Origin of the sequence: Nitrobacter sp., from assembly GCF_047149785.1 — a bacterium.
Lineage (GTDB): Bacteria > Pseudomonadota > Alphaproteobacteria > Rhizobiales > Xanthobacteraceae > Nitrobacter.
In genome coordinates this window covers 3,056,714-3,077,554 of the sequence record NZ_BAAGBE010000001.1, presented here as the reverse complement: position 1 = coordinate 3,077,554, position 20,841 = coordinate 3,056,714, and the positions used below count along the sequence as shown (strand labels likewise).

Here is a 20,841-nt window from a genome sequence, read left to right as displayed (position 1 = left end):
GTTGAGGGAGCGTGTTTTCTGCCCGCGATCCGGTTTCCTCCTTGACCGGAAACGCGCTATTATTTTTTGAAGAAGGCAGTGAAGGAGACCGTCCTTGAGCCGGTCCGTTGTGCTAAAAGGCGCTCTTGGCCGGACCCGATTTCGTACCTACATAGTTTGAACTATCTGATGTGAACCTGTGCCCCGCTGGACGTTGGTTCGCCGGACGAGAACCAGACCGATCAGAAAGCGAAGACGACGTGGATATTTACACCATCATTTTCCTGGCGTTGGCGGTCTTTATCTTCCTTCGCCTGCGCAGTGTCCTGGGACAGCGTACGGGAAGTGAGCGTCCGCCTTATGAACGCGCGACGCGGGAAGTTCTGCGCAGCGCGCAGCAGGACAACAATAATAACAATAACAATAATATTGTCCCGATGCCAGGCGGCGCGGTCGATCCGACGTCATCGGCGCCCGCGGCCGACGTGACGTCCTCCCCCGATCGCTGGAAAAGTCTGGCAGAGCCCGGCACGCCGCTCGCTCTCGGGCTCGATGCCATTGCGGCGCAGGATTCGTCCTTCGACCCGAAACATTTCCTAAACGGCGCGCGCAGCGCCTATGAAATGATCGTGCTGGCATTCGCCAACGGAGATCGCCGGACCCTGAAGGATTTGCTGTCGTCAGACGTTTTTGAAAGCTTCGATGCCGCCATCAAGGATCGTGAGAAACTCGAACAGCAGACGGAAACGCGATTTGTCTCGATCGACAAAGTAGAGCTGATCGGCGCCGAATTGCGGGACAATGCGGAGCAACTGACGGTTCGCTTCATCTCGCAGATGATTTCGGTCACTCGCAACAAGACAGGAGCGATCGTCGACGGAAATCCCGAGAAGATTTCCGATATCACCGATGTTTGGACGTTTGCCCGCGATGTCTCTTCGCGCGATCCGAACTGGAAACTGGTTGGCACCGGAAGCGGCGACTGATCTTCATCGGTTTAAAAGACGCGTCGTCGGACTCTGCGTCGCCGCCGTGCTCGCGCCTGCAGCAGCTGAGGCTCATGGTACCCGCCATCGCCTGGCTTGGCCGTTTGAAATCGCAGGTGGTCAATATACGCCGGTCGTCTCATGGGCCGATATCGCCGGCTGGAACGACGACAACCATCTCGATGCTTTCAAGGCTTTTCGCGCGAGTTGCCGCGCGGTAACGGCACGGCCGGCTTCAGCGACCGTCCTGAAAGCGCTCGGCACCTCATTGCGGGAACCCTGTCGCGCCGCGAGAACCGCCGATATCTCGAGCAACGCCAAAGCCCGCGCTTTCTTCGAAACGCATTTCCGGGCCGTGCGACTTTCACGTCTCGGCGAAGCCGACGGCTTTGTCACGGGCTATTACGAGCCTGTTATTGAGGGATCACGGACCAGGACGGACGTCTACGCCGTGCCGGTTTACCGGCGCCCCTCGAACCTTTTCGTCCGCGGTTTCACGCAGAGCGCGCCGAGCCTGCCCAACAGCGGTCCGGTATATCGCAAGATCGGTCGCCGGAAACTGGTTCCCTACTATGATCGCGCCGAAATCGAGGATGGCGCGATCGCAGGCCGCGGCCTCGAAATCTGCTGGCTGAAAAGCCAGACCGATCTGCTCTTTACGCAAATCCAGGGCTCTGCGCGCGTCCGGCTCGAGGACGGCTCGACCATACGCATCAACTACGATTCCTATAACGGATATCCCTATACCGCGATCGGTCGTATTCTGATCGACCGCAACATCATCCCGAAGGATCAGATGTCGATGCAGCGCATCCGGCAGTGGATGACCGAAAACCCCGATGGCGCGACCGAACTGCGCCGCCAGAATCGGTCGTATGTCTTCTTCCACGAGGTCAAGCTGTCGGACCACGACGAGGCGGTGGGCGCACAGGGGCTGCCGCTGGTACCCGGCCGGTCGATCGCGGTTGATAAGTCGCTTCATGTCTACGGCACGCCGTTCTTCATCGAAGGCGAATTGCCGATCGAATCCGAACAGGCGAAAACTCCGTTCCATCGGCTGATGATCGCGCAGGATACCGGCTCGGCAATTCTTGGTCCGGCTCGCGCGGACCTTTATTTCGGCGCGGGTCCTGAAGCGGGGCGGGTGTCGGGCCGTCTGCGGCACAATATGCATTTCGTCATGCTCGTCCCGAACAACCTCGATCCGGTTGCCCGCGGCAGAACCATGCCGCTTCCCGAAAAGCGGCCATCGGCGAAGATCGCGAAATTATTTCCTTCAAAGGAGCGGACGCCGGCTGCTGCGCCGCAAGCGCCCGCACCGTCCCCCAGTCCCCCAGCAGGCGAGCCGGCCAGGACAGCTCCAGAATCCGCGGCGAAAGCTGCGTCGTCAGAAGCGATTCCGCTGCCGGCGGGTCGGCCCGAGGGCAGGCCCGGTCGCCACCGGCGCTGGCATCGCCACTTCCAATGAAGCACCCGCCACCGGAATCACCCGGAAGGTCGCGCCGTCAGCGTGCGCTCACCGAGGAGGAGCAGCGATTGTGGGAGAGCGTTGCCGCACAGGCGAAACCGTTACGCAAACGCCCTCGGTCGACTGGAGTTTCCGTGAGATCGCGCGAGGCAGCAAGCATCGCGGCGCCGTCCGCTTCGGCGCCGAAGCCGGCGGCGCCCGGCCTCGCCAAAGTCGGAAGGACCAAAGCTCCGCCGCCCGTATCGCTCACACGACGCGAGCGATCGCAACTGTCGCGGGGACGCAAAGACATCGATGCACGGATCGATCTGCATGGCCTGACCCAGGCGCGCGCGCATCGCGCTCTGCTCCACTTTTTGCAGAAGGCCTCGGGCGATGGCTTCACTTTTGTACTCGTCATTACCGGCAAGGGCCGCGCGACGGATACAATCGCCGAACCAGGCGTGCTTCGTCGGAGGGTCCCGCAGTGGTTAGCCCTCCCGGAGTTCCGCTCGCTGGTCGCCGGCTTCGATGAGGCGCATGTCGGCCATGGCGGCGAGGGCGCGTTGTATGTCCGCTTGCGACGCGCGCGGAGTTAGCAGGCTGTTGAAAAAGTCCGTTTGACCATGAACGCATCCGAATCCAGACGTGAACGAAACCGAATCGGAACGGGAACCTCGTTCACTTTTTCAACAGCCTGTTAACCTAGAGAATGAATCTGCTCAGATCGGCATTCTTCGCCAGATCGCCGACGTGCTTCTGAACGTATGCGGCGTCGATGCGGATCGTCTCTCCATTACGATCGGGGGCCGAGAACGAGATATCGTCGAGCACCCGCTCCATCACCGTCTGCAGTCGACGCGCGCCGATATTCTCGACGGTGGAATTCACCGCGACTGCAATATCCGCAAGCGCATCGATGGCGTCGTCGGAGAAGTCGAGCGTGACGCCTTCGGTCTGCATCAAGGCGATATACTGCTTGAGAAGCGAGGCCTCCGGTTCGGTCAGGATGCGCCGCATGTCGTCGCGCGTCAGAGCGTCCAGTTCGACGCGGATCGGCAGCCGGCCTTGCAATTCGGGCAGCAGGTCCGACGGCTTGGCGATGTGAAACGCGCCTGACGCGATGAACAGGATGTGGTCGGTCTTGACCGCGCCGTGCTTGGTGGAGACCGTCGTTCCCTCGATCAGCGGCAGCAGGTCGCGCTGCACGCCTTCGCGCGACACGTCGCCGCCGCTGCGGCCGTCCCGCACGCAGATCTTGTCGATCTCGTCGAGAAACACGATGCCGTTGTTCTCGACCGCGGCGATCGCCTCCTGCGTGAGCTGATCGGTATCGAGCAGCTTGTCGGATTCCTCGTTGACCAGGATTTCGTGGGAGTCTTCAACGGTCAGCCGGCGGGTCTTGGTCCGCCCGCCCATCTTGCCGAAGATATCGCCGATCGAGATCGCGCCGACCTGCGCACCGGGCATCCCCGGTATCTCGAACATCGGCGATCCGCCGGAGGATTGGGTCTCGATCTCGATTTCCTTGTCGTTGAGTTCGCCGGCCCGCAGCTTTTTGCGAAAGGAATCGCGGGTGGCAGCGCTGGAATTAGCTCCCACCAGCGCATCGAGCACGCGCTCCTCGGCGGCAAGCTGGGCGCGCGCCTGAACGTCCTTGCGCTTGCGCTCGCGGGTCTGGTTGATCGCGACCTCCACGAGATCGCGAACGATCTGTTCGACGTCGCGTCCGACATATCCGACTTCGGTGAACTTCGTCGCTTCGACCTTGAGGAACGGTGCGTTCGCCAGCTTGGCCAGACGCCGCGCGATCTCGGTCTTGCCGACGCCGGTCGGGCCGATCATCAGGATGTTTTTCGGCAGCACTTCCTCGCGCAGCGGTCCGGTCAACTGCTGGCGCCGCCAGCGATTGCGCAAGGCGATGGAGACGGCGCGCTTGGCGTCGGTCTGGCCGACGATGAAACGGTCGAGTTCGGAAACGATTTCGCGAGGAGAGAAGTGCATCATGATCTCGAAGATATGGTGAAACGTTGCGGTAACAAGCGGTCAGATGATGGGCGGTCCGGCCTGCCAGTGCCGGATGGCTTCGAACGGGTGGATCAGCATGATGACGTTGAGCGTCAGGTTGTCGCGGATATGCAGTCCGACCAGTACTTCCAGCAGAATCGCCAGAACGATCGTCAAGGCAATCGGCAGTTTGCGCGCGAGCACGAATCCCGCGATCATGGCGAGCGTATCGGACAGCGAATTGACGATGCTGTCGCCATAGTAGTCCAGGGAGATCGTCGCTGCGCGATAGCGATCGATGATCCAGGGCGAGTTCTCCACGATCTCCCATGCGCCCTCGATCGCGATCGCGATCAGAAGGCGGGCGATCCATGGGGGGCGGGGCAGGACCAGCCAGGCCGCGCCGTAAAACAGAAATCCATGGATGATGTGGGAGAAGGTGTACCAGTCGGTGAGGTGCTGCGAATTCTCGGAACTCTGCACCACGCCGTGCCAGAACTTGACGTAGCCGCAGGTGCAGATCGGGACCCGCCCCATGGCGTAAAGGATCGCGGCCTGCACGATCAGCAGGCCGAGGGCGACCAATGCGCCAGTGGGCACGGAGAGACCGCGCGACGGATGAACGGACCCAGTATGAACGGGCATAGGGTCAGCCCGCCGCCAGCGTCTCGATCGTGACATTTCGGTTGGTATAAACGCAGATGTCGGCGGCGATATCGAGCGAGCGGCGGACGATGGTTTCCGCGTCCTTGTCGGAGTCGATCAAAGCCCGCGCGGCTGACAGCGCGTAGTTGCCGCCGGAACCGATCGCCATCACGCCGGCCTCCGGCTCCAGAACGTCCCCGGTGCCGGTCAGGACCAGCGACACATCCTTGTCGGCGACGAGCATCATGGCTTCGAGCCGCCGCAGGTAACGGTCGGTGCGCCAGTCCTTGGCGAGTTCGACCGCGGCGCGGGTGAGCTGGCCGGGGTATTGCTCGAGCTTGCTTTCCAGCCGCTCGAACAGCGTGAAAGCGTCGGCGGTGGCGCCCGCGAACCCGCCGATCACGTCGCCTTTACCGAGCTTCCGGACCTTCTTCGCATTGGATTTGATGACGGTCTGTCCGATCGAGACCTGGCCGTCTCCGCCAATGACGACCTTGCCGCCCTTGCGGACGGTCAGGATCGTGGTGCCGTGCCAGACCTCCGGCTGTGATGCTTGCATCTGACCCCCTTCGTGATCCGCCAGATTTAGGCATTACGACGGGACGTTGCAATCGGCGTTCGGACTGACGGATTCCGGTCACCATGGCGCGAAGAAGCCCCGCTAAAGGCGGCGTCTCGCAGTAGCGAAGGAGGCATGAGCCTGTTAAAAGGACCCCGTTCAGGACCCGTATGATCCGGGCGCCCGTTTGGCGGATCATGCGCGACGCGGAGAGCCCGATACATGCGCACGGCTACCATCAAGCGCAAAACCAAGGAAACCGACATCGAGGTCGCGGTCAACCTCGATGGCTCCGGTGCGTCCAGCGTTGCCACCGGCATCGGCTTTTTTGATCACATGCTGGATCTGCTTGCCCGACATTCGCGCATCGACATCACGGTCAAGGCCGACGGCGACCTCCACGTCGATCATCACCACACCACCGAAGATGTCGGCATCGCGCTGGGGCAGGCCGTGAAGCAGGCGCTCGGCACCATGGCCGGCATCACCCGCTACGCCGGCGTTCACATGCCCATGGACGAGACGCTGACCCGCGTCGTGATCGACATTTCGGGTCGTCCGGTGCTCGTGTTCAAGGTCGAGTTTCCCCGCGACAAGGTCGGCGCATTCGACACCGAACTGGTGCGGGAATGGTTCAATGCCTTTGCGGTCAATGCGGGCGTGACTTTGCACGTTGAGACCCTATATGGCGAGAACAGCCATCATATCGCCGAATCCTGCTTCAAGGGTCTGGCGCGGGCGCTTCGCGCGGCGGTGGCGATCGACCCGCGCGCCGCAGGCGAAGTGCCGTCAACCAAAGGTCAGCTCGGCGGCTGATCGCCCTGTCGTCGGCGGAGGTACAAATGCCGGTCTATACTGTCCATGCGCCGTCTGCCGACGGGGATATCCGCGGCGCGACGGACCGGTTCGTGTTCGTGCGCGACGGCTTTTCGTTCTGGGCCTTCGTATTCGGTCCGCTGTGGTTGCTTTATCAACGGCTTTGGCTGGCATTTGCTGGATATATGATGCTCTCGATCGTGGTGGAGGTCATGCTCAGCCTGCTGCGCGCCAGCGGGGGAATACGCTTCGCGGTGATGGCCGTCATCGCCCTCTTGATGGGACTGGAAGCGGTGAGCTTGCGGCGGTGGACGCTGTCGCGACGCAAATGGCGTCAGCTCGGCGTCGTTGTCGCAGATGATCGAGAGGCCGCAGAGCGCCGCTTTTTCGATCGCTGGACGACGATGCGAGGTCTGGATTTCGATCCGACGACCGTCGACCGCGGCGCGCCGCCGCCGACCCGTAATGGTCCGCGCCAGCCGCCGCAGTTGCCGCGCGGGGACATTGTCGGCCTGTTCCCGCAACCCGGGATGCCGCGGTGAGCGCTGCGATCATCGACTATGGCTCCGGCAACCTTCATTCCGCCGCGAAGGCGTTCGAATGCGCGGCGCGCGGCATCGAAGGTTTGGAAAAGATCGTGGTGACGCGCGATCCGGACGTGGTGTTCCGGGCTGATCGCGTGGTGCTGCCCGGCGTCGGCGCGTTCGCCGATTGCCGCAGGGGACTCGATGCGCTCGATGGCATGGTCCAGGCTCTGACGGAGGTCGTGCGCGACAAGGCGCGCCCGTTTCTGGGCATTTGCGTCGGGATGCAACTGATGGCGACGCGGGGCAGGGAGCACGTCACGACCGATGGTCTGAACTGGATTGCGGGCGACGTCGAAAAGATTTCGCCGCGCGACGAAAGCCTGAAGATTCCGCATATGGGCTGGAATACGCTCGATCCGGTGCGTGAGCATCCGGTGCTCGACCGCCTGCCGTTGGGACCGAAAGGCCGTCACGCCTATTTCGTGCACTCCTATCACCTGAACGCCGTCAATGAGGCCGATGTGCTGGCGCGTGCCGACTATGGCGGCCCGGTGACGGCTGTCGTCGGCAGGGACACCGCGATCGGCACCCAGTTTCATCCGGAGAAGAGCCAGCGGTTCGGGCTCGCGCTGATTTCGAACTTTCTGAAGTGGAAGCCGTGATTCTTTTTCCCGCCATCGACCTGAAGAACGGCCAATGCGTTCGCCTCGAGCAGGGCGATATGGCGCGGGCGACCGTGTTCAATCTCGATCCCGCCGAGCAGGCGCGCGCCTTCGCCTCGCAAGGCTTCGAATTTCTGCACGTGGTCGATCTCGACGGCGCCTTCGCCGGCAAGCCGGTCAATGCGGACGCGGTGGCGCGGATGCTGAAGGCCGTCACCATGCCGGTGCAACTCGGCGGCGGCATCCGGGACCTGAAGACGATCGAGGCGTGGCTCGGCAAGGGCATCGCGCGCGTCATCATCGGCACCGCCGCGGTGCGCGATCCGGTTCTGGTCAGAGAGGCCGCGAAGTTATTTCCGGGGCGCGTCGCGGTCGGTCTCGATGCGCGTGATGGCAAGGTTGCCGTCGAAGGCTGGGCGGAGACATCGGAAGTGACCGCGCTCGACATCGCGCAACGGTTCGAGGACGCCGGCATCGCGGCGATCATCTTTACCGATATCGCCCGCGACGGTTTGCTAAAGGGCCTCAACCTCGACGCCACCATCGCGCTCGCCGAGAGCATTTCGATTCCGGTGATTGCGTCCGGCGGCTTCGCCTCGATCGCGGATGTGAAGGCGTTGCTCGCGCCGCGCGCGAGGAAGCTTACGGGCGCGATTGCCGGACGCGCGCTCTATGACGGCCGGCTTGATCCGACTGAGGCGCTGGCGCTGATCCGCGCCGCACGCGCGGCGGCCTGAGAGTATTTGCGCGCGATGTTCAAGGTCCGTGTCATACCCTGCCTTGACGTGAAGGATGGCCGCGTCGTCAAGGGCGTCAACTTCGTGGACCTGCGCGATGCCGGCGACCCGGTGGAAGCCGCGGTCGCCTACGATGCCGCTGGCGCCGACGAACTCACCTTTCTCGACATCACCGCGACGCACGAAAATCGTGGCATCATGCTGGATGTGGTCCGGCGCACGGCGGAGGCCTGCTTCATGCCGGTGACGGTGGGCGGCGGGGTGCGCACCATCGATGATATCCGTGTCCTGCTGCGCTCCGGCGCGGACAAGGTTTCGATCAACAGCGCGGCGGTGAGCCGGCGCGAGTTCGTCAGGGAAGCCGCGGAAAAGTTCGGCGACCAGTGCATCGTGGTCGCGATCGACGCCAAGCGGGTGTCGAAAGCCGGCGGCTCGGACCGCTGGGAAATCTTCACCCATGGCGGCCGCAAGTCCACCGGCATCGACGCGATCGAATATGCCCAGGAGGTGGTGTCGCTCGGCGCCGGCGAGATCCTGCTGACGTCGATGGATCGCGACGGCACTCGTCAAGGCTTCGATCTGCCGCTGACGCGCCTGGTGGCCGACAGCGTTTCTGTGCCCGTGATCGCGTCCGGTGGCGTGGGTCATCTCGACCACCTGGTCGATGGGATTCGCGAAGGCCATGCGACGGCGGTGCTTGCCGCCTCGATCTTTCACTTCGGGGAATTTACCATTCGCCAAGCCAAGGATCATATGGCCCGCGCCGGGTTGCCGATGCGGCTCGATCCCTGACGACTCCGGATCGCGGAAGTGCTAGAGCATGTTCCCGGAAAGCCTGCCCCGGACCTGATCCGGGGTGAAATCGATTTTCGCAATAGATCGTGCTCGATCAAAAAACAGGGCCTGATCTGATTCAATGCAGCCTGATCGGACTGAGGTATTCGGGAATTATCGCGCTCCAGGGTGTGGGCGGTTAGACGAGTAGTACAGATGCCGCGTTTCACGATCCATGATCTTGCCGCCACCATCGACGCCCGGGCTGCCTCCGGCGGCGAGGCGTCCTACACGCGAAAGCTGCTCGACAAGGGCCCCGAGCATTGCGCCAAGAAATTCGGCGAGGAAGCCGTCGAGACGGTTATCGCAGCGGTTGAAAACGACCGGGATCACCTGATCGCCGAAGGCGCCGACGTGATGTTTCACTTCCTTGTGCTGTTGAAAGCTCGCGGCGTGAAGTTTCAGGATATCGAAGATGCCCTGGCGCAGCGCACGACGATGTCGGGACTCGAAGAGAAGGCCGCGCGCAATCGCGAGTAGCCGGAGGGCGAGCTTGATGGATTCGCGGCCAGAGCAGCAGCAATATAATCCGTACCGGATTTTCTCCCGCGCCGAGTGGGCGAAGCTACGGCACGACATGCCGATGACGCTGGGCGCGAATGAAATCGCGGCATTGCGCTCGATGCATGACCGCCTCGATCTCGTCGAGGTCGAGGAAATTTATCTTCCTCTGTCAAGGCTGCTGTCGATCTATGTCGCGTCGATGCAGCGGCTCTTCGTCGCCCAGCGCCAGTTTCTCGGCATCCACGATCGCAAGGTGCCGTATATCATCGGTGTGGCGGGATCGGTCGCGGTCGGGAAGTCGACCACGGCCCGCGTGCTGCAGGCGCTGCTTGCGCGATGGTCGCCGCGCCCCAGGGTCGAACTCGTCACCACCGACGGATTTCTGTTTCCGAACGCGGTGCTCGAGCGACACGGCCTGATGCAGAAAAAGGGTTTTCCGGAGAGTTACGATCTGCCGCTATTGCTCGGGTTTCTCAGCGACGTCAAGGCGGGCCGTACGCCGGTGCGCGCGCCGGTGTACTCGCACCTGACCTATGACATCGTGCCCGGAAGCTGGAACGAGGTCAGTCAGCCCGACATCCTGATCGTCGAAGGCGTCAATGTGCTGCAGACAGGCCCGCTGCCGCGCGACGGCAGGGCCGTCCCCGTTGTCTCCGATTTCTTCGACTTCTCGGTCTATCTCGATGCCGAGGAACCGGTGCTGCGGGACTGGTATGTGAAGCGTTTCCTGGCGCTGCGGGACACCGCCTTCCACGATCCGCGATCCTACTTTCACCGCTACGCGCTGCTGTCGGACGACGAGGCGACCGCGACCGCGGTCGCGATCTGGGAACGCACCAATCGCGCCAATCTCGAGGACAACATTTTGCCGACACGGCCGCGGGCGACCCTGATTCTCAAGAAAGGAGCGGACCATGTCGTCGAGCAGGTGGCGCTGAGACGGCTTTAGAGCGTTTTCAAGCGAAGCGGCTACCGGTTCGCGTAAAGAACCTGTCCCGGGCTTGATCCGGGTCCGAAAATCGGTTTCCGGATAGGATCATGCCCAATCAAAAACAGGGCCGGATTCAACGGCGTTGGATTCAGGCCCTCACGCTGCGAGGTGACGCGCCGCCATCACTCTCGCAAGCTCGTCGGCCAGCTTGTCCTGATCCAGCGGCTTGACGAGAAAGCCATCCATGCCGGCCTCGAAGCAGGCATGACGATCGTCAACCAGCGCATTGGCCGTCAGCGCCAGAATGGTGGTGCGGCGGACGCGATGGCCGGCTTCCCGCTCGCGAATTTTCCGGGTGGTCTCGATGCCGTCAAGTTTCGGCATTTGGACGTCCATCAGGACGAGATCGTAGGGCGTATCAGCGGCTTCGGCAGCGATCCATAATTCGAGTGCGTCCTCGCCGTTTGCAGCGACGGCCACGTCGTGCCCAAGGCGAGTCAGGAGCGAGCGTATCAGTAAAGCGTTGATCTCGTTGTCTTCTGCCACGAGGATCGAAAGGCTTTGCGTTGGCGCCGGGAGCGGCGTCTCGGACCCTTCAAGCCTGTGGCAATCAGGCTGGGCGTCTATCGCGCCAGAGTTTTTCACCGTTTCATGGAAACCGTCAAAAACTCTGGATTCTTGATTTGACGCGTTTTCTTCACGCGAACCGGTATCCACTTCGCTCGAAAACGCTATAGGAGCGCCCGAACCGTCGGCCGGCGCCGTCAATCGCGCCGCGATCGACGCAGCGCGCAGGGGCTTGACCAGGTAGCCTGTGAACGCCGCGGCGCCGGAGGTCCGAAGTTCGTGCCTTGTCGACGGCGTCACCATGACGATCCGCCGCGTGGCGTGCCGGCAGGCGGCCTGACCGAACCGCCAGACATCCTCCCCGCCCATGGCATGATCGACGAGCACGGTGTGCCACGGCCGTTCGGCAAGCCGCGAGTGGGCGACAGCGATATCCGATATCGTGCAGGTCTCGGCGCCCCATTGCTCCAGCCGACGGGCCAACAGCGACGCCTCGATCGTCCGAAGGCTCACCAGCATGATCGGCCGCCCGGTCAAATCCGGCGTGGGGAAGCGTTTTCGCGCCGGAGCGTTGTCGTGAGCGGGGAGCGGGATCGACACCTCGAATGTCGAACCGGCGCCCGGTCTGCTCTCGAGCGTGATGCGCCCGCCCATCCTTTTGACGAGGCGATCGCTGATGCTCAAACCCAGGCCCGTGCCGCCGTAGTGGCGCGCTGTTCGTTCGTCGGCCTGCTCAAATTCGCGAAAAATCCGCGCCTGCGCGTCCTGGGCGATGCCGATTCCGGTGTCCCGAACCATGAAGCAGATGTCTCCCGGCCGCTCGCCCGGCTCGACGATCAGCGCGACGCCGCCGGTCGCCGTGAACTTGATGGCATTTCCCGCCAGATTGAGCAGCACCTGCCGCAACCGCGCGGCGTCTCCGATCACCTCGATCGGGAGTTTTTCGTCGATATAGGCGGCGATTTCGAGTTGCCGCGCCTGCGCGCGCGGCGCCAGCAGTTCGGTGATATCCTCGATCAGGTCGGGCAAAATGAAAGGACGGCCTTCGAGGTCGATCTTGCCGGCCTCGATCTTGGAATAGTCGAGCAGTTCCTCGATCAGCGACAGCAGTGCGTCGCCGGATGCCTTGATTGCCTTGGCGTAGGTCGCCTGTTCGGGCGTGAGCGAGGTATCGAGCAACAATCCGCTCATGCCGATGATGCCGTTCAGCGGCGTGCGAAACTCGTGCGAGGTCATCGCGAGGAAACGCGATTTGGCCCGGTTGGCCGCGTTGGCGTGATCCCGCGCTTCACCCAGCGCGCGCTCGGTCTCGGTTCGGCTGGTGACGTCACGGCCGACGGATTGCAGTTCAGCCGGATGATTGGCGTCGATCCGCACGAGGCCTTCGCGCCATGCGATCCAGCGCGGACCGAGCGCGGTTTCGACGCGCTGGTCGTGGCTGCGCATGCCGTTCGATTCAAGCGTGCTCTCGCCCTGCTCAAGGACGGGAAGCGCGAACCGGCTGCCGAGCAACTCGGCCCTGGAGCGCTGAGCCAGAACACAATAGGCGTCGTTGACCGAGGTGATAACGCCGTCCGAATTGCGCAGGACGATCAGGTCGCCCTGGGATTCGAAAAGGCTGCGCGCCCGTTCTTCCGCTTCCTTCAATTCCCAATTCCGGTCTGCGAGCGCTTCGTTGTGAAGAGCGGCCTTACGAAGCTTTTTGCTTATCCAGCGCAGTCGCATGCTGAGGACTGCCAGCGCGACGCAGGCCAGCGCGAACAGGAAGCTCACGCCGATTGCAAAGGTATTCGGGTCGTAATCGGCACTTTTGCTTCCGGAAATGAAGCCATAGGCGCCTCCGAACGCGATCGAGAAGGTCGTGAAGGTCCGAAGGACAAAGCTCAGGCGAGGATGTCGTCGGACCAGACGGCGCAGTCGCGCCTTGAGCCAGAACAATCGCGCCATTATCGGTTACCCAGAGTTCGTCTTGTGTCCGGCATTTTTCGTCCAAGGTCGGCATGCCGCAGGAGCGTACGCAATGCGCCGCAGCATGGGAGAACGGTGTTGCGAAGCGTTTGAGGAACCTGGCAAAAATCCTGTCCGATGCGAACAGGGTTAAGAATGTCTTAGTGACGGTTCACGGTTCTCCCGATGGGAGCGAACGCCGGTCAGGCCGCGCGCCTGAGGTCCTCCGCAAGCGCGCGATAGGACAGCGCTTCGGCGAGGTGCAGCCTGCCGATCTTGTCGGCGCCGTCGAGATCTGCGAGCGTGCGGGCCACGCGCAGCACCCGGTGATAGCCGCGCGCCGACAGACGCATGCTTTCCGCGGCCTCGCGGAGCAGTTTCAGTCCCTGTGCATCTGGTTGCGCGATATCGTCCAGCGCGGCGGCCGGCGCTTCGGCGTTGGTGCGGACGTTCGGGAGTCCCAGCGCGGCGTAGCGCGCCGCCTGAATGTCGCGGGCCGCCGCGACGCGGGCCGCGACCTCGGCAGACCCTTCCGAGGCGGGCGGCAGAATGAGGTCGGAGGCGGTCACGGCCGGGACCTCGATGCGCAGATCGATCCGGTCCAGCAGGGGTCCGGAAATGCGCATCTGGTAATCCGCAGTGCAGCGGTCGATGCGGCCGCGCTTGCAGGCGTAGCCGGGCTCGAAGGCATGGCCGCAGCGGCATGGGTTCATCGCTGCCACCAGCATGAAACGTGCGGGATAGGTCACGCGATGGTTGGCGCGGGAGACCGCGACCTCGCCATTCTCCAGCGGCTGCCTGAGCGAATCCAGCACGCGCGGTTCGAACTCCGGCAATTCGTCGAGAAACAGCACGCCATGATGCGCCAGCGAGATCTCGCCGGGCCTGGCGCGCGTGCCGCCGCCCGTCAGCGCGGCCATGCTGGCGGAGTGATGCGGGGCGCGAAACGGCCGCCGCGCGGTCAGCGCCCCGCCGTCGATTTCGCCGGCGACGGAGGCGATCATCGACACTTCCAGCAGTTCGGCCGGCGACAGCGGCGGAAGGATCGAGGGCAGGCGCGCCGCCAGCATCGATTTGCCGCTGCCGGGGGAGCCGACCATCAGGAGGTGATGCCCGCCGGCGGCTGCGATTTCGAGCGCGCGCTTGGCGCTCTCCTGGCCCTTGATGTCGCGAAGGTCGAGAGCAACACCCTGGGTTTCGCGAATCCGGGGCTGCGGCCGGGACAGAACCTGGGTGCCCTTGAAATGGTTTGCGATCTGAATCAGCGAACTTGCGGCGATGATCTGGATATCCGGGCTCGCCCAGGCCGCTTCCGCGCCGCAGGCCGCGGGGCAGATCAGCCCCTCGTCGCGGCTGTTCGCGCCGATGGCTGCGGGAAGAACCCCGGCCACCGCCGCGATCGAACCGTCCAGGCCGAGTTCGCCGAGCACCGAAAATCCGGACAGCGCGTCGGAGGGAATGGCGCCGATCGCCGCCATCAGGCCGAGCGCGATCGGCAGATCGTAGTGACTGCCTTCCTTCGGCAGGTCGGCGGGGGCGAGGTTGACGGTGATTCGCCTGGCTGGCAGCGCCAGGCCCGAAGCGATCAAGGCGGCCCGCACCCGCTCCCGGGCCTCCGAAACCGCCTTGTCCGGCAAGCCGACGATGTTGAAGGCGGGCAGACCCGGCGCGACCTGCACCTGCACGTCGACGGCGCGCGCTTCGATGCCCTCAAATGCGACGGTGGATACCCGCTGGACCATGGCCGCCCCCCTGCCATGGCGAAGCTAGCTCACAATCCGGCGGAACGCAAGAACATTAAGGGAACAAAACCGCTGGCGGTAGCCCTACGATCGTTTCGCTTCGATCCGGTCCCAGATTTTCGCGGCGATGTCGGGGCCGCCGAACGCGGCGATAGCCCGAATCCCGGTGGGCGAGGTGACGTTGATCTCGGTGAGATTACCGTCGATGACGTCGATGCCGACGAACAGCAGTCCCCGCTCGCGCAGCGAGGGGCCGATGCGCTCGCAGATCTCGCGCTCGCGGGGCGTCAGGTCGGTTGCCCGCGCCGCGCCGCCGCGAACCATGTTGGAGCGCAGATCATCCGCGGCCGGCACGCGATTGATGGCGCCGGCGAATTCGCCGTCCACGAGGATGATGCGCTTGTCGCCCTGTTTGACCTCCGGCAGGAAGCGCTGGATCACCCAGGGTTCGCGGAACGTCACCGAGAACATGTCGAACAGCGACCCGAAATTCATGTCCTGCGGCATCACGCGAAACACCGCGGCTCCGCCGTGACCATGCAGCGGTTTCATCACCACCGCCCCGTGCTCGGCGCGAAACGAATTGATCTCGTCGAGATCGCGCGAGATCAACGTCGGCGGCATCAGTTCGGGAAAGTCCATCACGAACAGCTTTTCCGGCGCGTCGCGCACGCTCGCGGGATCGTTCACCACCAGCGTCTCCGGATGGATGCGCTCGAGCAGGTGAGTGCTCGTGATGTAAGCGAGATCGAACGGCGGATCCTGTCGCAGCAACACGACGTCGAATGATTCCAGATGCGTGCGCGTCGCATCGCCAAGCGTAAAATGATCGCCGTCCTGATCGCGCACGGTCAGCGGCTGGACCGGTGCAACCACGTCCTTGCCGCGCAGGGACAACTTGTCCGGCGTGTAATACGAGACCGTGTGGCCGCGTCTCTGTGCCTCCAGCAACAGAGCGAACGTCGAATCGCCGCGAACGTTGATGCGCGCGATGGGGTCCATCTGAACGGCGACTTTCAATGTCATCCTGCTTGTCCGTTGATTTCAGCCGGAGGCACGCGAGCGCCTCGGGCTATGTACTGGCATCGAATGCACCTGGCAGATGGCGCGGCAGGCGTCGCGGCGCAATCAGCATGGCGTCGAAACGAAGCTCGAAAGCTGAGTGTTCGGGATGCGCCATCAGCCAGCCTTGCGCGGCGGCGATAATCCGATGCTGCTGTCGCGGCGTCACCGCATAGGCGGCTTCGTCGAGACTGCGGCGGGCCTTGACTTCGACGAAAGCGAGAAGCTGCCGCCGCCGCGCCACGATGTCGATCTCGCCATGCGGCGTGCGAAACCGTCGCGCCAGAATCCGATAGCCCTTGGCGATCAGAAAAGCGGCGGCGCGACTCTCCGCCGAAAGACCGGTGCGGAAGGCCGCGACGCGCTCCGGCGCTGCTGTCCTCGCGGGGTCGAGGGAGTCATTTTTACCCGTGGCCATTGTCGTCCCCGGCCCGATTTTGCCCGGCAAGTTCGAGCGCGCGGGCATAGACTTCGCGGCGCGGACGGCCCGACATCTCGACTGCCCGCGCGACGCTGTCCTTGACGCTGCTTTCCTTCAGCGAAGCCAGCAGCAGGTCATCCAGATCTTCGGATGACATCATGTTTGCGTCAGCCGGAGGCGGGCCGACCACCAGCACAAATTCGCCCCGTGTTTCCAGCGAGTCTGCGGCTTTCGCGAGTTCTCCGAGCGGTGCGCGGCGGATGTCCTCGTGCAGTTTCGTCAGTTCGCGACAGATCGCGGCGTCGCGATGTCCGAGGACGGCTGCGAGATCGCGTAAGGACTCCCGGACGCGGCTGCCGGATTCAAACATGACCAGCGTGGCATCGATTCTTGCAAGCTCGGCAAGGCGCGTGCGGCGTGCGGCCTCCTTTGCCGGCAGGAAACCTTCGAAGTAGAATCGGTCGGTCGGCAGCGCCGCGACCGCAAGCGCGGCCAGCGCGGACGAAGGTCCCGGCAGCGCGGTCACCTGATGGCCGGCGGCGCAGACATCGCGCACCAGCTTGAATCCGGGGTCGGAAATCAGCGGCGTTCCGGCATCGGAGACCAGCGCGATCGAGGTCCCCGCCGCCAGTTGCTCCAGAATTTTCGGTCGGGCGGCCGCGGCGTTATGGTCGTGATACGGCTTGAGCACGGCCGTGATCGCGAAGCGTTCGGTGAGACGACGCGTGATGCGGGTGTCCTCGCAGGCGATGATATCGACGCCGGCGAGCGTCTCCAGCGCCCGCAGGGTGATGTCGCCGAGGTTGCCGATCGGCGTTGCGACCAGATGAAGGCCCGGCGCGGCCCTGGGTGCGACCAGTCGATGACCCGCGATCGAAAAGGTCCGGATACCGGGAGTTTCGGCGTCCGGTTTCGGCGAGGCAGATTTTGCGCTCATGGCGCGGCACTCTATAGCGTTTTGGAGCGAAGTGGATACCGGTTCGCGGCCAGAAAACCCGTCAGGACGAATAAACCGTCGCGAAAAGCGGTGGCCGTTCCTGACTTCATCGAGGCCGCAACGGCTCAGGGGAATTTTACCTCCTTTCCGGTGAAGTCGGCTGGTTCCGCGCCGTCCACAAGGTTGGGTACGGCGTCAAGTCGAGACGGGACACGATCCCTTTGTTCAGGTAACTATTCGTCAGCAATATGCCTGATTCCCTCGGGAGATTGCGCTCGGCCTGTGCGGACGGGTTCATGGCAAGGATAATAATGGCGGACCCGTTCAAACCGAAACCTGATCGCCCGGGCCCGACCCGCCGGGCGGCGTTGGGTTTTGTCATTGGCGCGCCCCTGCTCGGGGCCTGCTCGGGCATCCAGCAGACGCTGACCAGTTCTTCCTCGCAGCCGGCGCCGTCCGGGCCACCTCAGCAGGGTGTTACCGTCGGAACGGGTCAGGTCAAGGTCGGACTGCTTCTTCCGTTGTCGGCCGCAGGCAATGCGAGCATTGCGGCGCGGTCGATGAAAAATGCGGCCGAGATGGCGCTGTCGGAGTTTCAGAATCCGAATATCCAGTTGCTGGTCAAGGACGATGCCGGTTCGGCGCAAGGCGCGCAGCAGGGCGCGCAACAGGCCCTCGATGAGGGCGCCGAAATCATCCTCGGTCCGTTGTTTGCAGCGTCCGTTCCGGCGACCGCGCAGGCGGCGCGGACGCGCGGTATTTCGGTGATTGCGTTCTCGACCGATTCAAGCGTTGCGGGCCGGGGCGTCTATCTCCTGAGCTTTCTCCCTGAGTCGGACGTGAACCGGATCGTCGAGTATGCCGCGAGCGTCGGAAAGCGCTCGTTCGCCGCCATGGTGCCCGAAAACGCCTACGGCAACGTGGTTGAGGTCGCCTTCAAGCAGACGGTCGGCCGCCATGGCGGGCGTATCGCTGCATTCGAGAAGTATGGCGCGGATCGTGCCGGCGCGGCGAAGAATGTGGCGCAGTCGCTGCGCTCGGCCGATGCGCTGCTCATCGCCGATGATGGCGATGCGGTGGTCTCGGTCGCGGATGCGCTCACGGCGGCGGGCGCCAACCTGCGCAATGTCCAGCTTCTCGGCACGGGCCTGTGGGACAACCCACGCGTCTTCGCCAGCGCGGCGCTGCAAGGCGGTCTCTACGCCGCTCCCGACCCGGCCGGCTTCCGCAGTTTCGCCGGCCGCTACCGTGCAAAGTTCGGCGGCGAGCCGGTGCGCACGGCGACCCTTGCCTATGATGCGGTTGCGCTGGTGGCGGCTCTCGCCCGCACCCAGGGGCCGCAGCGCTTCGCGGCGGAGACGCTGACGAACCCGTCGGGCTTCGCCGGCATCGACGGCCTGTTTCGATTTCGTTCGGACGGCACCAACCAGCGGGGCCTTGCGGTCATGCGCGTCGCGTCCGGCGGTGGCCAAGCGGTTGCCGGATCGCCCAAGAGCTTTGGCGCCTGATCTCTTGCCGGCATCCCTTGTCGGCACTCTTGGCGGCCGGAATCAGGCGGCGAGATCGGCCACCACGGCATCGAGCAGCGGAAAGCCGTCCTGCGTGACCCGCAAACGGCCGTCGGGGCTGATCGCGATCGCGCCCTCCTCGCGCAGGATCGCGATTCGCCGCGGATCGAGAGGACGGCCCGCCAGCGCCGCGTAACGCTGCGGATCGATGCCCTCGCGCAAGCGCAGTCCCATCAGCAGGAACTCGTCGGCGCGTTCTTCGCTGTTCAGGAGATCGTCGACGACGATTCCGTTGCCGCTCGCCTCGACCCGCATGAGCCAGGCCTCGGGCCGCTTTTCGGTGGCGATGGCGTGCCTGTCGCCATCGATATCAAGACGTCCGTGCGCCCCGGGGCCGATGCCCGCATATTCCTGGCCGCGCCAGTAGACCAGGTTGTGCCGGCATTCCGCTCCGCTCCGCGCGTGATTGGAAATCTCGTAGGCCGGCAAGTCATGACGGGCGCAGATCTCTTGCGTGACGTCATACAAGGCGCGCGCGACCGCCTCGTCCGGCGTCCTGAGTTTGCCGGCCGCGCGCAGGCCGTAAAACGGCGTGCCTTCCTCGATGGTCAATTGATAGAGCGACAGATGCTCGGCGGCTTCCGAGATCGCGCGCTGCAATTCCTCCGCCCACATGTCGGGCGTCTGGTCGGGGCGCGCATAGATCAGATCGAAGGAATAGCGGTCGAACACCGAGCGCGCGATCGCGACCGCCTCCAGCGCCTCGCGCGCGGTGTGCAGCCGGCCGAGTGCCTTCAGCGAGGCATCGTCGAGCGCCTGCACGCCGAGCGAGACGCGATTGACGCCGGCTGTGCGATAGCCGCGGAACCGCGTTGCTTCGACGCTGGTCGGATTGGCCTCTAGCGTGACCTCGACGTCATCGGCAACGTTCCAATGCTGTCCGATCGCGTCGAGGATGGCGCCGACGGTTCGCGGCTGCATCAAGGACGGCGTGCCGCCGCCGAGGAAGATCGAGGACACCTCGCGGCCGAGTGCGCGGGCGGCGGTGGTTTCGATCTCGCGCACGAAGGCCCGCACGAAGCGTTCTTCATCGATCGGCGCATGCCGGACATGACTGTTGAAGTCGCAATACGGGCACTTCGACAGGCAGAACGGCCAGTGCACATAGACGCCGAAAGCATTCGTTCTTCCCTCCCCTGCTTGCGGGGGAGGGTTAGGGTGGGGGCTCTCCTGTAACTCAGTCAAAACGCCCCTCCCGTCGCGCTTCGCGCGCCGACCTCCCCCGCACACGGGAGAGTTGAAGAAAGACAGTTTCCAAATCAGCGGCGATCAAGGACAATCTCCGCAAGCTTCACGAACGCGCGGGCGCGATGCGACAGGCCGAGGCCGGCAGGCGGCAGCCCGTGCTTCTCGATGCCGGTCATCTCGCCGAAGGTGCGGGCGTGACCGTCCGGCAGGAACACCGGATCGTAGCCGAAACCGGCCGTGCCGCGCGGCGGCCAGACCAGCGTGCCGTCCACGCGGGCCTCGACCTCCTCGAGATGGTCGTCGGGCCATGCGACGCACAATGCCGATACGAAGTGAGCCCGGCGCTGCTCCGGCGTGGTCGCGCCGCGCTCCTGCAACAGCCGCTCGATCCGGGTCATCGCCGCGGTAAAATCCGCAGGTTTGCCGGCCCAGCGCGCGGAATGGATGCCCGGCGCGCCATCGAGCGCGTCGACGACAAGACCGGAATCGTCGGCAAAGGCCGGAATCTTTGCGCGTCTCGCCGCAGCGATGGCCTTGATCCGGGCGTTGGCGCGGAAGTCGTCGCCGGTTTCCTCGGGTTCGCCGAGACCGAGTTCGCCGGCGGAGACCGCCTCGATGCCATACGGCGCCAGCAATTCGCGCATCTCGGCGAGCTTGCCGGGATTGTGGGTGGCGATCACGAGCTTGCCGGCGATTCGACGATGCATGACCGATCGGGCTTCAGCTTCTTGTTTTGACGCGTTTTCTTGACGCGAACCGGTACCCGCTTCGCTCG

General features: G+C 63.9%; 21 protein-coding genes. 11 read left to right on the top strand and 10 right to left on the bottom strand.

Annotation, left to right across the window (positions count from 1 at the left end; genetic code table 11):
- Positions 1–239 precede the first annotated feature (239 nt).
- Genes ACMDCM_RS14350 through ACMDCM_RS14340 form a run of 3 tightly spaced genes read left to right on the top strand, consistent with a single transcriptional unit; the run spans position 240 to position 3,011 of the window.
- The gene (locus ACMDCM_RS14350) at positions 240–965 is read left to right on the top strand and encodes a Tim44/TimA family putative adaptor protein (protein ID WP_412774185.1); all 726 of its coding nucleotides are present in this window, start codon (positions 240–242) and stop codon (positions 963–965) included.
- Positions 943–2,433, top strand: coding sequence for a murein transglycosylase A (gene mltA / locus ACMDCM_RS14345; protein WP_412774184.1), 1,491 nt, complete (start codon positions 943–945; stop codon positions 2,431–2,433). Before ACMDCM_RS14350 ends, mltA begins: the two co-directional genes overlap by 23 nt.
- On the top strand, positions 2,430–3,011 hold the full coding sequence (locus tag ACMDCM_RS14340; RefSeq protein ID WP_412774183.1) for a Smr/MutS family protein: 582 nt from the start codon (positions 2,430–2,432) through the stop codon (positions 3,009–3,011). Before mltA ends, ACMDCM_RS14340 begins: the two co-directional genes overlap by 4 nt.
- A 106-nt stretch (positions 3,012–3,117) precedes the next feature.
- Here the strand turns inward: ACMDCM_RS14340 and hslU are convergent, their stop codons facing one another.
- Genes hslU through hslV form a run of 3 tightly spaced genes read right to left on the bottom strand, consistent with a single transcriptional unit; the run spans position 3,118 to position 5,623 of the window.
- Positions 3,118–4,419 carry an ATP-dependent protease ATPase subunit HslU gene (hslU, locus tag ACMDCM_RS14335; protein ID WP_412774182.1) on the bottom strand — a complete coding sequence of 434 codons (1,302 nt, stop codon included), beginning with the start codon at positions 4,417–4,419 and terminating at the stop codon, positions 3,118–3,120.
- A gap of 39 nt (positions 4,420–4,458) precedes the next feature.
- Positions 4,459–5,064 (bottom strand): DUF2585 domain-containing protein, encoded by a 606-nt coding sequence (locus ACMDCM_RS14330; protein WP_412774181.1) that lies wholly within the window; start codon positions 5,062–5,064, stop codon positions 4,459–4,461.
- Between the two features lie 4 nt (positions 5,065–5,068).
- Positions 5,069–5,623 (bottom strand): ATP-dependent protease subunit HslV, encoded by a 555-nt coding sequence (gene hslV / locus ACMDCM_RS14325; protein WP_412774180.1) that lies wholly within the window; start codon positions 5,621–5,623, stop codon positions 5,069–5,071.
- Positions 5,624–5,845: 222 nt separating this feature from the next.
- Between hslV and hisB the strand changes: the two genes are divergently transcribed.
- The 7 genes from hisB to coaA all read left to right on the top strand — a co-directional run bounded on the left by hisB (position 5,846) and on the right by coaA (position 10,652).
- Positions 5,846–6,439 (top strand): imidazoleglycerol-phosphate dehydratase HisB, encoded by a 594-nt coding sequence (hisB, locus tag ACMDCM_RS14320; RefSeq protein ID WP_412774179.1) that lies wholly within the window; start codon positions 5,846–5,848, stop codon positions 6,437–6,439.
- Between the two features lie 26 nt (positions 6,440–6,465).
- Entirely contained in the window at positions 6,466–6,981 is a 516-nt protein-coding gene (locus ACMDCM_RS14315) for a DUF2628 domain-containing protein (RefSeq protein ID WP_412774178.1), read from the top strand.
- Positions 6,978–7,628 carry an imidazole glycerol phosphate synthase subunit HisH gene (gene hisH, locus ACMDCM_RS14310; RefSeq protein ID WP_412774177.1) on the top strand — a complete coding sequence of 217 codons (651 nt, stop codon included), beginning with the start codon at positions 6,978–6,980 and terminating at the stop codon, positions 7,626–7,628. Before ACMDCM_RS14315 ends, hisH begins: the two co-directional genes overlap by 4 nt.
- Positions 7,616–8,365, top strand: coding sequence for a 1-(5-phosphoribosyl)-5-[(5-phosphoribosylamino)methylideneamino]imidazole-4-carboxamide isomerase (hisA, locus tag ACMDCM_RS14305; RefSeq protein WP_412774176.1), 750 nt, complete (start codon positions 7,616–7,618; stop codon positions 8,363–8,365). The genes hisH and hisA overlap by 13 nt, the downstream gene beginning before the upstream one ends.
- A gap of 15 nt (positions 8,366–8,380) precedes the next feature.
- On the top strand, positions 8,381–9,157 hold the full coding sequence (gene hisF, locus ACMDCM_RS14300) for an imidazole glycerol phosphate synthase subunit HisF (protein WP_412774175.1): 777 nt from the start codon (positions 8,381–8,383) through the stop codon (positions 9,155–9,157).
- A 198-nt stretch (positions 9,158–9,355) separates the two neighbouring features.
- Complete coding sequence (locus ACMDCM_RS14295) at positions 9,356–9,679, top strand: phosphoribosyl-ATP diphosphatase (RefSeq protein WP_412774174.1); 324 nt, start codon at positions 9,356–9,358, stop codon at positions 9,677–9,679.
- A gap of 16 nt (positions 9,680–9,695) precedes the next feature.
- Positions 9,696–10,652, top strand: coding sequence for a type I pantothenate kinase (gene coaA, locus ACMDCM_RS14290; RefSeq protein WP_412774173.1), 957 nt, complete (start codon positions 9,696–9,698; stop codon positions 10,650–10,652).
- A gap of 138 nt (positions 10,653–10,790) precedes the next feature.
- Here the strand turns inward: coaA and ACMDCM_RS14285 are convergent, their stop codons facing one another.
- The 5 genes from ACMDCM_RS14285 to rsmI all read right to left on the bottom strand — a co-directional run bounded on the left by ACMDCM_RS14285 (position 10,791) and on the right by rsmI (position 17,310).
- Positions 10,791–13,148, bottom strand: coding sequence for a response regulator (locus ACMDCM_RS14285; RefSeq protein ID WP_412774172.1), 2,358 nt, complete (start codon positions 13,146–13,148; stop codon positions 10,791–10,793).
- 203 nt (positions 13,149–13,351) lie between these two features.
- Positions 13,352–14,890 carry a YifB family Mg chelatase-like AAA ATPase gene (locus ACMDCM_RS14280; protein WP_412774171.1) on the bottom strand — a complete coding sequence of 513 codons (1,539 nt, stop codon included), beginning with the start codon at positions 14,888–14,890 and terminating at the stop codon, positions 13,352–13,354.
- A gap of 84 nt (positions 14,891–14,974) precedes the next feature.
- Positions 14,975–15,916: a glutathione synthase gene (gene gshB, locus ACMDCM_RS14275; protein WP_412774170.1), complete on the bottom strand. Its 942-nt coding sequence runs from the start codon at positions 15,914–15,916 to the stop codon at positions 14,975–14,977.
- Between the two features lie 46 nt (positions 15,917–15,962).
- Positions 15,963–16,370: a YraN family protein gene (locus tag ACMDCM_RS14270; RefSeq protein ID WP_412774169.1), complete on the bottom strand. Its 408-nt coding sequence runs from the start codon at positions 16,368–16,370 to the stop codon at positions 15,963–15,965.
- Positions 16,357–17,310: a 16S rRNA (cytidine(1402)-2'-O)-methyltransferase gene (gene rsmI / locus ACMDCM_RS14265; RefSeq protein ID WP_412774168.1), complete on the bottom strand. Its 954-nt coding sequence runs from the start codon at positions 17,308–17,310 to the stop codon at positions 16,357–16,359. Before rsmI ends, ACMDCM_RS14270 begins: the two co-directional genes overlap by 14 nt.
- Positions 17,311–17,621: 311 nt before the next feature.
- Between rsmI and ACMDCM_RS14260 the strand changes: the two genes are divergently transcribed.
- The gene (locus tag ACMDCM_RS14260; protein ID WP_412774167.1) at positions 17,622–18,818 is read left to right on the top strand and encodes a penicillin-binding protein activator; all 1,197 of its coding nucleotides are present in this window, start codon (positions 17,622–17,624) and stop codon (positions 18,816–18,818) included.
- Between the two features lie 42 nt (positions 18,819–18,860).
- On the opposite strand, the gene hemW is transcribed toward ACMDCM_RS14260, so the two are convergent.
- Positions 18,861–19,982, bottom strand: coding sequence for a radical SAM family heme chaperone HemW (gene hemW / locus ACMDCM_RS14255; RefSeq protein WP_412774166.1), 1,122 nt, complete (start codon positions 19,980–19,982; stop codon positions 18,861–18,863).
- A 155-nt stretch (positions 19,983–20,137) separates the two neighbouring features.
- Positions 20,138–20,773: an RdgB/HAM1 family non-canonical purine NTP pyrophosphatase gene (gene rdgB / locus ACMDCM_RS14250; protein ID WP_412774165.1), complete on the bottom strand. Its 636-nt coding sequence runs from the start codon at positions 20,771–20,773 to the stop codon at positions 20,138–20,140.
- Positions 20,774–20,841 lie beyond the last annotated feature (68 nt).

What these genes read in the sequence shown, in the direction of transcription:
- hslV (WP_412774180.1), bottom strand. Translation starts at nt 5,623, where the DNA reads ATGCAAGCATCACAGCCGGAGGTCTGGCACGGCACCACGATCCTGACC.
- ACMDCM_RS14340 (WP_412774183.1), top strand. Translation starts at nt 2,430, where the DNA reads ATGAAGCACCCGCCACCGGAATCACCCGGAAGGTCGCGCCGTCAGCGT.
- ACMDCM_RS14260 (WP_412774167.1), top strand. Translation starts at nt 17,622, where the DNA reads ATGGCGGACCCGTTCAAACCGAAACCTGATCGCCCGGGCCCGACCCGC.
- ACMDCM_RS14295 (WP_412774174.1), top strand. Translation starts at nt 9,356, where the DNA reads ATGCCGCGTTTCACGATCCATGATCTTGCCGCCACCATCGACGCCCGG.
- gshB (WP_412774170.1), bottom strand. Translation starts at nt 15,916, where the DNA reads ATGACATTGAAAGTCGCCGTTCAGATGGACCCCATCGCGCGCATCAAC.
- coaA (WP_412774173.1), top strand. Translation starts at nt 9,696, where the DNA reads ATGGATTCGCGGCCAGAGCAGCAGCAATATAATCCGTACCGGATTTTC.
- ACMDCM_RS14315 (WP_412774178.1), top strand. Translation starts at nt 6,466, where the DNA reads ATGCCGGTCTATACTGTCCATGCGCCGTCTGCCGACGGGGATATCCGC.
- rdgB (WP_412774165.1), bottom strand. Translation starts at nt 20,773, where the DNA reads ATGCATCGTCGAATCGCCGGCAAGCTCGTGATCGCCACCCACAATCCC.
- hisF (WP_412774175.1), top strand. Translation starts at nt 8,381, where the DNA reads ATGTTCAAGGTCCGTGTCATACCCTGCCTTGACGTGAAGGATGGCCGC.
- hslU (WP_412774182.1), bottom strand. Translation starts at nt 4,419, where the DNA reads ATGATGCACTTCTCTCCTCGCGAAATCGTTTCCGAACTCGACCGTTTC.
- ACMDCM_RS14285 (WP_412774172.1), bottom strand. Translation starts at nt 13,148, where the DNA reads ATGGCGCGATTGTTCTGGCTCAAGGCGCGACTGCGCCGTCTGGTCCGA.
- ACMDCM_RS14270 (WP_412774169.1), bottom strand. Translation starts at nt 16,370, where the DNA reads ATGGCCACGGGTAAAAATGACTCCCTCGACCCCGCGAGGACAGCAGCG.
- hisB (WP_412774179.1), top strand. Translation starts at nt 5,846, where the DNA reads ATGCGCACGGCTACCATCAAGCGCAAAACCAAGGAAACCGACATCGAG.
- rsmI (WP_412774168.1), bottom strand. Translation starts at nt 17,310, where the DNA reads ATGAGCGCAAAATCTGCCTCGCCGAAACCGGACGCCGAAACTCCCGGT.
- ACMDCM_RS14330 (WP_412774181.1), bottom strand. Translation starts at nt 5,064, where the DNA reads ATGCCCGTTCATACTGGGTCCGTTCATCCGTCGCGCGGTCTCTCCGTG.
- ACMDCM_RS14280 (WP_412774171.1), bottom strand. Translation starts at nt 14,890, where the DNA reads ATGGTCCAGCGGGTATCCACCGTCGCATTTGAGGGCATCGAAGCGCGC.